The 8388-nt window shown below is 70.0% G+C and carries 9 protein-coding genes; 3 read left to right on the top strand and 6 right to left on the bottom strand.

Features of this window, described 5'->3' with window-relative positions:
- From cysS to RT309_RS05690, 3 genes are all read right to left on the bottom strand, one after another.
- A partial coding sequence (cysS, locus tag RT309_RS05700) for a cysteine--tRNA ligase (protein WP_313355913.1) occupies window positions 1-1026 on the bottom strand: 1026 nt, incomplete at its 3' end.
- Between the two features lie 52 nt (window positions 1027-1078).
- A complete protein-coding gene (gene ispD, locus RT309_RS05695; protein WP_313355912.1) occupies window positions 1079-2254 on the bottom strand; it encodes a 2-C-methyl-D-erythritol 4-phosphate cytidylyltransferase in 1176 nt (391 codons plus the stop codon).
- Between the two features lie 88 nt (window positions 2255-2342).
- Complete coding sequence (locus tag RT309_RS05690) at window positions 2343-2825, bottom strand: CarD family transcriptional regulator (protein ID WP_313355911.1); 483 nt, start codon at window positions 2823-2825, stop codon at window positions 2343-2345.
- 150 nt (window positions 2826-2975) lie between these two features.
- Here RT309_RS05690 and RT309_RS05685 point away from each other — a divergent pair, with 150 nt between their 5' ends.
- Window positions 2976-3488 (top strand): DNA modification methylase, encoded by a 513-nt coding sequence (locus RT309_RS05685; RefSeq protein WP_313355910.1) that lies wholly within the window; start codon window positions 2976-2978, stop codon window positions 3486-3488.
- A 75-nt stretch (window positions 3489-3563) separates the two neighbouring features.
- Here the strand turns inward: RT309_RS05685 and RT309_RS05680 are convergent, their stop codons facing one another.
- Window positions 3564-4247 carry a response regulator transcription factor gene (locus tag RT309_RS05680; RefSeq protein WP_313355909.1) on the bottom strand — a complete coding sequence of 228 codons (684 nt, stop codon included), beginning with the start codon at window positions 4245-4247 and terminating at the stop codon, window positions 3564-3566.
- A complete protein-coding gene (locus RT309_RS05675) occupies window positions 4244-5464 on the bottom strand; it encodes an ATP-binding protein (protein WP_313355908.1) in 1221 nt (406 codons plus the stop codon). Before RT309_RS05675 ends, RT309_RS05680 begins: the two co-directional genes overlap by 4 nt.
- A gap of 183 nt (window positions 5465-5647) precedes the next feature.
- Between RT309_RS05675 and phoU the strand changes: the two genes are divergently transcribed.
- On the top strand, window positions 5648-6367 hold the full coding sequence (gene phoU, locus RT309_RS05670; RefSeq protein WP_313355907.1) for a phosphate signaling complex protein PhoU: 720 nt from the start codon (window positions 5648-5650) through the stop codon (window positions 6365-6367).
- A gap of 95 nt (window positions 6368-6462) precedes the next feature.
- Here phoU and RT309_RS05665 read toward each other — a convergent pair whose 3' ends face one another.
- Complete coding sequence (locus RT309_RS05665) at window positions 6463-7206, bottom strand: phosphoglyceromutase (RefSeq protein ID WP_313355906.1); 744 nt, start codon at window positions 7204-7206, stop codon at window positions 6463-6465.
- 182 nt (window positions 7207-7388) lie between these two features.
- Here RT309_RS05665 and RT309_RS05660 point away from each other — a divergent pair, with 182 nt between their 5' ends.
- Window positions 7389-8213 carry a class I SAM-dependent methyltransferase gene (locus tag RT309_RS05660; protein WP_313355905.1) on the top strand — a complete coding sequence of 275 codons (825 nt, stop codon included), beginning with the start codon at window positions 7389-7391 and terminating at the stop codon, window positions 8211-8213.
- Window positions 8214-8388: the final 175 nt, after the last annotated feature.

Raw genomic sequence — 8388 nt, 5'->3', positions numbered from 1 at the left:
GCGCTCCGCCGACGGCGCGGAAGACGCGGGGAGCCGCGCGGCCCGCTCGAGGAACGACCGGATGCGTCCGAGCGCGGCATCCGCTTCCGCGAACGACGACGGGGTCAGATCGAGGCTCGAGCGGTAGTGCGCTGCGGCGAGCGCGTAGCGCACGACCAGCGGCTGTTGGGCTGCGAGAACGTCGGCTGCCAGGGTGAAGTTGCCCAGCGACTTCGACATCTTCTGACCGCCCACCATGACGAGTCCGTTGTGCAGCCAGTACCGCGCGAAGCCGTCGCCGGCGGCGGTCGACTGCGCGAGCTCGTTCTCGTGGTGCGGGAAGCGCAGGTCGAGTCCGCCGCCGTGGATGTCGAAGTCGGCACCCAGGTAGCGCTTCGACATCGCCGAGCATTCGATGTGCCAGCCGGGACGACCGCGGCCCCACGGCGAATCCCACGCGGCATCAGGCTGCTCGTCGCTCTTCGCGCCCTTCCAGAGCGCGAAGTCCTGCGGGTTCCGCTTGCCCCGAGGGTCGGCGTCCGCCGCCGCCTCCATGGCGTCCACGGACTGATGCGTGAGCGAGCCGTACTCCGGCCAGGAGCGCACGTCGAAGTACACGTCGCCCGAGCCGTCGGCGGCGGCATACGCGTGACCACGCTCGATGAGGGTCGCGATCAGGTCGTGCATCTGCGGGATGGATCCGGTCGCGCGCGGCTCGTAGGTGGGCGGCAGGATGCCGACTGCGGCATAGGCCTGCGAGAACTCCTGCTCCACGCGATACGCGAGCGCCCACCACGGCTCGGCCTCGGTCGCATTCGCGAGCACCTTGTCGTCGATGTCGGTCACGTTGCGCACGAACGTGACCCGCTCGTACCGGTACGCGAGCCAGCGACGCAGCAGGTCGAAGCTCAGTGCGGCGCGCACGTGGCCGATGTGCGGGCTGGACTGCACGGTGGGTCCGCAGACGTACATCGTCACGTTCGAGGCATCGAGCGGGGCGAAGTCGCGCAGCTGCTGTGCGCGGGTGTCGTACAGGCGGATCGTCACTGCACAAGACTAGCGGGGCGGCGCGGCGCGCACCTGGGCGTGCGCTCCCCCGTCAGATCCGGTGGATGAGCGCGACCGCGGTCACCGCGACGCCCTCGCCGCGACCGGTGAACCCGAGGCCGTCGGTCGTGGTCGCCGAGACCGTGACCACCGCACCTCCCAGCGCGGCCGAGAGCACCTGCTCCGCTTCGCCGCGGCGGGCGCTGAACCGGGGTCGGTTGCCCTGGAACTGCACCGACACGTTGCCGATCGCGAAGCCCGCCTCGGCCAGCATCGTCGCGGTGCGCGCGAGGAACACATCGGCGTGCGCTCCCGCGTACTCGGGGTGGGCGGTGCCGAAGTGCTGCCCGATGTCGCCGAGCCCGGCCGCGCCCAGCAGGGCGTCGACCATGGCGTGTGCCACGGCATCCCCGTCGGAATGCCCCGACAGCGGCTGCTCACCCGGCCACTCCAGGCCGGCGAGCCACAGGTTGCCCTCGCCGCCGAAGGCGTGCACGTCCGTGCCGACGCCGATGCGAGGCAGCGCGAGAGCGCCCGCAGCGAGCAGCAGCCGCGCGCGCTCGAGATCGCCGGGAGTGGTGATCTTGAAGGCGCGCTCCGATCCGGTGATGCGGCGCACGGCGCCCCCCGCCGCGGCGAACAGGGCGGCATCGTCGGTGTGATCCTGCCCGGCCGCCAGGGCCGTGGCGTACGCGTCCTGCAGAGCCGCCCGCGGAAAGCCCTGGGGGGTCTGCGCGGCGGCGAGAGCAGAGCGGTCGACGGGACCGGTGACCTCGTCACCGTCGACTCTCTTGAGCGTGTCGACGACGGCGAGCGCGGGGATGACGCCGGTCTCCGTCACCGCGGCCGCCACGGCGTCGAGCTGCGATGCCGGGGTGAGGGCGCGCGCCGCGTCGTGCACGAGCACGACGCGCACGTCGTCGTGCAGGGCATCCAGCCCCGCGGAGACCGACCCCTGGCGGGTCGCCCCTCCGGTCACGACCGTCGCGAGATGGCGGCGTTCTCCGGCGGATGCGGCGATCTCGGCGTCCACCTGCGTCTCCCACCCCGCCGGCGCCACCACGACGACCTGCATCGGGGCGGCGGCGAACACACCGTCCAGCGCGTGACGCAGCACGGTGCGGCCGTCGACGTCGACGAGCGCTTTGGGCACTCCGGCACCGAGTCGCGTACCGGAGCCGGCGGCGACGACGATGATCGCGGTGGTGGGGGTCGAAGGCGCAGTCACCCTCTCACGCTATCGCGGCCCCGCAGCATGCGAAGAGGGCGGACGCCGCAGCATCCGCCCTCTTCGCAGTCAGTCGTCTGCGCGCTCGTCAGGAGGCGAGCACCTCGTCGAGCAGAGCGCCGGCCTTGTCCTCGTCGACCTTCTCGGCCAGAGCGAGCTCCGACACGAGGATCTGACGGGCCTTGGCGAGCATGCGCTTCTCACCCGCGGAGAGACCGCGATCCTGATCGCGGCGCCACAGGTCGCGCACGACCTCGCTCACCTTGATCACATCGCCCGAGGCGAGCTTCTCCAGGTTCGCCTTGTAGCGGCGCGACCAGTTGGTGGGCTCTTCCGTGAACGGGGCGCGCAGCACCTCGAAGACGTTCTCGAGACCCTCCTTGCCGATCACGTCGCGAACGCCGACCAGGTCGACATTCTCGGCAGGAACCTCGATGATGAGATCACCCTGCGTGACGTTGAGCTTCAGGTACTTCTTGGTCTCCCCCTTGATCACGCGGTCCTTGACCTCGATGATCGTCGCGGCTCCGTGGTGCGGATAGACGACGGTTTCGCCAACCTCAAAAAGCATAAAAACGTGTCCTTTCGGCAATCTCCAGCATACCACAGCCGTTATGCAGTAAGGTACGCGCCGACCTCCTCGAGAGCGGCATCTGTCCTCGCCGCGCATGACAGACCCACTACACTTGTGCAGGACACCCGTCGCACCTCAGGAGGATCCGTGAACTCGCGCTCTGCTGCGTCCATCGCTCCGCGTCTCGTCGCCGTCATCGCCCTGGGCTCGGCGCTCGCGCTCGGCACGACGGGATGCACCTTCATCACGCACCAGGCGACGACGAACCCCTACCCGGCATCCGATGGCGTGCCCTTCGACGAGACCGGCGGCGATGTCGTCGCGCGCAACGTCTTCGTGGTCACCACGGAGGACGGCGAAGTGGGCAACCTCGTCGGCGCGTTCATCAACGAGGGCTCGAAGAGCAGCACGGTCGACATCGACGTCGCGGGCGAGCAGCTCACGCTGCGTGTGCCCAGCGAGGATCGCGTCAGCCTCGGCGCCGACAAGATGCCGCTGCGCATCGAGAACCTCGGCGTCAAGCCGGGTGCGACCGTCGAGGTGCTCATCGTCTCGGGCGACGGTGAGGCGATTCCCGCGCAGGTGCCCGTGCTCGACGGCTCGCTCGACCAGTACGCCGACCTCGTTCCGTCGGCGAAGGCCACGGACAGCGCATCCTGACTCCCGCGGCGACAGCCGCGACAGCGAAGAGGCCGGTTCCCTGCGGAACCGGCCTCTTCTGCATCCCGCGATCGATCAGCCCTCGAAGCGGTAGCCGAGCCCACGCACGGTGACGAGCATGACCGGCTCGCCCGGGCTCTGCTCGATGCGCGACCGGATGCGCTTGATGTGCACGTCCAGGGTCTTCGTGTCGCCGAAGTAGTCGCTGCCCCAGACGCGATCGATCAGCTGTCCGCGCGTGAGCACCCGTCCCGCGTTGCGCATGAGCACCTCGAGCAGCTCGAACTCCTTCAGCGGCATGTTGATCTCGGATCCGTCGACGGCGACCGTGTGCCGGTCGAGGTCGAGCGTGACCCGGCCGCCCTCCAGCACGCGCTCGTCGAGCTCGGCGTCCGCCTGCACCGCACGACGCAGCACGGCGCGCATGCGCGCCAGCAGCTCGCGTGATGAGTACGGCTTCGTGATGTAGTCGTCGGCACCGAGCTCCAGCCCCACGACGATGTCGACCTCGGAGTCCTTCGCGGTCAGCATGATGATCGGCACGCTCGAGGTCTGCCGCACCCGACGGCACACCTCGGTGCCCGCCATGCCGGGAAGCATGAGATCGAGCAGGATGATGTCGGCGCCGCGCTCGCGGAAGGCGGCCAGCGCCCCCGGTCCGTCTTCGCAGATCTCCACCTCGTAGCCCTCGCGCCGCAGCAGATAGGCGAGTGGATCGGCCAGATCGGGCTCATCCTCGACGAGCAGGATGCGGGTCATGCGAACTCTCCATTCCGGGCGTCGCGCGTGCGGGCATCCCCGTCCACGCGCTTCTTCTTGGTCTTCCGCTTGGACTTCTTGTCGGCCAGGCTGACTGGTGCGCTCGCGAGAGGCAGTCGCATCGTGAACGTCGAGCCCCGGCCGGGACGCGACCACACGCGCACCTCGCCACCGTGCCGCTGGGTCGCGTGCTTGACGATCGACAGTCCGAGCCCGGTGCCTCCGGTGCGACGCGAACGCGCCTCATCGGCGCGGTAGAAGCGCTCGAAGATGCGCTCGAGATCGGCATCCGGGATCCCGATGCCCTGATCCGTCACCGCGATCTCGACGACATCCCCGTCGACTTTCACGCCCACGCCCACGCGCGACCCGCGCGGCGAGTAGACGATCGCGTTGGCGATGAGGTTGCCGACCGCCTCGATCAGCACCTGCGCATCGCCGCGCACCCACGCCCCGCGCTCACCACCGCGGCTCAGCGCGACACCGGCGGAATCCGCCTGCACCGAATGCGCCTCGATCGACGCCGCCACGACCTCGTCGATCGCGACGGGCTCGACCTGCGACAGGCTCTCCGCCGCCTGCAGGCGCGACAGGCTCAGGATGCGACCGGTGAGCTGTCCGAGACGGGATGCCTCGGCCGAGATCCGTGCGGCGAAGATGCGGACCTGCTCAGCGTCGTCGGCGGCCGATTCGATCGCCTCGGCGAGCAGGCTGACCGATGCGACCGGCGTCTTCAGCTCGTGACTGGTGTTCGACACGAAATCGGTGCGCATCTGATCGAGGCGCTCGCGCTCGGTGACATCGCGGATGATCAGCAGGGTGAGCTGCGGACCGACCGAACTCGCCCGCGCCGAGACCAGGCGCGGGTCCAGCGACGCACCGCCGGTGAATCGCATCGTCTCGGTCGCGTCAGCGCCGCTGTCGCGCACGCCGCGCACGAGCCGCCGCAGCTCGCCGTTCTCGAGTATCGATCCCTCGCGGATGCCGAAGCGCGCCGCGCCGTTCGACGTGGCGACCACGAGGCCTGAGGCGTCGAGCACGCAGGCGGCGTCATCCATGCCGGCGAGCACGTCTGAGATGCCTGCGGGCACCGCCGAAGAGGTCTCCTGCAGAGCGAGCGCGCGCATGCGATACGCCCAGCTCACCAGCAGCACGGCACCCGCCCCGATCAGCGCGCCGACGGCGAGGGAGAACAGCGCCAGCTGAGCGGAATCCATGCCTCCCACAGTAGAGGTCGCCGTGTCGGTCACCGGACGTATACCGCGTGGTCACGCGGCGGAGAGACTAGTATTCACGTTCCCGGCACCGTTCGTTAACCTTCGACCCGGACAATCGTTCCGGCCGCGCGAGCGCGTGCCCCGGCATGCCGTGCCGAACCCCCGACGAAAGGTTGCGCCGACATGCGCGAAGTGTTCCACCAGTCCCTCGAAGAGCTGCAGTCGCAGCTCGCCGAGATCGCCGACCTGGTCACGGTCGCGATCCGGAAGGCCACCACCGCATTCGCCGAGAGCGACGTCGCCCTGGCCGAGGAGGTGATCGCCGACGACGCGAAGATCGATGAGCTGGCCGTCGCGCTCGACGAGCAGGCGATCGAGATCCTCGCACGCCAGCAGCCGGTCGCGCGCGATCTGCGCATCGTGATCACCGCGCTGCGTGTGAGCGCGTCGCTGGAGCGCATGGGCGACATGGCCGAGCACATCGCGCAGCTCGCGCGCCTGCGCTTCCCCGAGCGCGCTGTTCCGAAGGGGCTGAAGGGCACTTTCCGCCGCATGGGAGAGCTCGACGTGCAGATCGCCGGCACCCTCGCCGACCTGCTGCGCACGCAGGACCTGCGCTTCGCAGACGAGATCCGCAATGCCGACGACGATGTCGACGAGCTGCACGCGAGCGTGTTCGAGAAGGTGCTCAGCGACAACTGGAAGGGCGAGGCGACCGCGACCGTCGACGCGACACTCGCCAGCCGCTATCACGAGCGCTTCGCCGACCACGCGGTCGCCGTCGCGAAGAAGGTCGTCTACCTCGCTACCGGCGACTGGGCCGTGCAGGAGGAGGACATCGCGCTGGCCGCCGAGGCGCAGTCGAGCGCGACGCCCTCCGCGCCCGGAGCCTCCACGTCCTGACGCTCACCGTCATCGGCGCCTCCTGACGGTCGAGGCCCCCTCCGATCCAGCCGGATCAGAGGGGGCCTCGACAACGTGAGGGGGCCTCGACGTGATTACTTCTTGCCCTGCGCGGCGACCGCTGCGGCGCCGGCGGCGGCGGCCTCGGGGTCGAGGTACCGGCTCGGGCCGGTGGGCACGTTGTTCTCATCGAGCTCGTACACCAGCGGGATGCCCGTGGGGATGTTCAGCTCAGCGATGTCGTCGTCGCTGATGCCGTCGAGGTGCTTGACCAGGCCGCGCAGCGAGTTGCCGTGCGCGGTGACGAGAACCGTCTTGCCCGCGTCGAGGTCGGGGACGATCGCGTCGTTCCAGTACGGCAGCAGGCGATCGATGACGAGCTTGAGCGACTCGGTGCGCGGAACCTCGCCGTCGATGTCCGCGTAGCGCGCGTCGCCCACCTGGCTGAACTCGCTGTCGTCGGCCAGCACGGGCGGCGGCACGTCGAACGACCGGCGCCACAGCTGGAACTGCTCGGGCCCGAACTCCTCGAGCGTCTGCGCCTTGTCCTTGCCCTGCAGCGCACCGTAGTGGCGCTCGTTGAGACGCCACGACCGTGTCACCGGGATCCACAGGCGGTCGGCCGCGTCGAGCGCGATGTTCGCGGTCTGGATCGCACGGCTCAGCAGCGACGTGTGCAGCACGTCGGGCAGCAGGCCCGACTCGGCCAGCAGCTCGCCGCCGCGGCGCGCCTCATCCTTGCCCTGATCGGTCAGGCGGACGTCCACCCATCCCGTGAAGAGGTTGAGCTGGTTCCATTCGCTCTGGCCGTGACGCAGAAGAATCAGAGTGCGGGTCATGGTGTCAGCCTATCTTTTCTGCTTGCGGGGGCGGGCTGCGTGACGTTCCCCGCGCTCGCAGAACGGGTGCCCCTCCCGCTTCGCGGGTCCCTCCCCGATGCTCGCGCCGGGAACGTCACTCCGCCCTCGACTGCACGTGTGGAGTGCGAGCGACGTGGAAGTGGGTAGTGGAGGATAGGACTATGGGAGCGTCACCGGTCGGGCAGGCGACACGGGGGACGACGGGGACGAATCGGCTACGGCGAAACGACCGGTGGATCGCCGCGTCGGAGGCGTTCCGGAAGGCATCCGACCCGCTCGTCATCGACCTCGGATACGGAGCCAGCGGAGTCACCGCGTTCGAGCTCGCGACCAGGCTGCGCCGGGTGAGGCCGGATGTCGAGGTCCTCGGCCTCGAGCTGGATCCGGTGCGCGTGGCGACCGCCCGCCGTCAGCTGGACGACGTGCGAGCCTCCCGCACCCCCTTCGCCGCCGACCTGCCCGTCTCGTTCTCGAGAGGCGGCTTCGAGGTTCCGGTGCCCGACGGTCGGCGTCCCGCCGTGATCAGGGCGATGAACGTGCTGCGCCAGTACGACGAGGCGGACGTCGCCGACGCGTGGCGGCGGGTCGCCGCCCGGCTCGCTCCGGACGGGATGCTCGTCGAGGGCACCTGCGACGAGATCGGCCGCCTCGCGAGCTGGGTCGACGTGACGGGCGACGGCGAGCCGGTGGCCTTCACGATCTCGCTGCGGCTGACCGAGCTCGAGCATCCCGGAATCGTCGCCGAGCGCCTGCCGAAGGCGCTCATCCATCGCAACGTGCCCGGCGAGCGGGTCCATGATCTGCTCGCCGCGGTCGACCGCGAGTGGGAGCGCGCGGCTGCGCTGTCGACCTTCGGTCCGGTGCAGCGCTGGCTCGCCGTGGTCTCGGCGCTCAGGGCACAGGGCGTCCCGATCCGGGCCGACCGCCGGCGCTGGCGACTGGGCGAGCTGACCGTGCCCTGGGCGAGCGTGGCTCCGGCGACCTGAGCCTACGAGACTCAGCGGGCGCGGCGAGGGTCCTCGCCGGCGGGCCGACGGGACAGCCGGGTCAGACGCGGTACGTCGGCGGTGGCACCCGCGTCGGCGGGCACGATCACCTGCTGCGCGGCGGCGATCCGGGTCTCGTCCGTGCGCACGACCAGCTCACCCACCGGCGCCCGAC

This window comes from Microbacterium sp., from assembly GCF_032084865.1.
Taxonomy (GTDB): Bacteria; Actinomycetota; Actinomycetes; order Actinomycetales; family Microbacteriaceae; genus Microbacterium.
Note: the sequence above shows the minus strand (reverse complement) of the source record. Positions and strands in the feature narration are given on the sequence as shown.

Bases quoted from the DNA above. Each gene is read 5' to 3' on its own strand.
- RT309_RS05680 (WP_313355909.1), bottom strand. From the start codon at position 4,247: ATGACCCGCATCCTGCTCGTCGAGGATGAGCCCGATCTGGCCGATCCA.
- RT309_RS05690 (WP_313355911.1), bottom strand. From the start codon at position 2,825: ATGCTTTTTGAGGTTGGCGAAACCGTCGTCTATCCGCACCACGGAGCC.
- RT309_RS05675 (WP_313355908.1), bottom strand. From the start codon at position 5,464: ATGGATTCCGCTCAGCTGGCGCTGTTCTCCCTCGCCGTCGGCGCGCTG.
- RT309_RS05660 (WP_313355905.1), top strand. From the start codon at position 7,389: ATGGGAGCGTCACCGGTCGGGCAGGCGACACGGGGGACGACGGGGACG.
- phoU (WP_313355907.1), top strand. From the start codon at position 5,648: ATGCGCGAAGTGTTCCACCAGTCCCTCGAAGAGCTGCAGTCGCAGCTC.
- RT309_RS05665 (WP_313355906.1), bottom strand. From the start codon at position 7,206: ATGACCCGCACTCTGATTCTTCTGCGTCACGGCCAGAGCGAATGGAAC.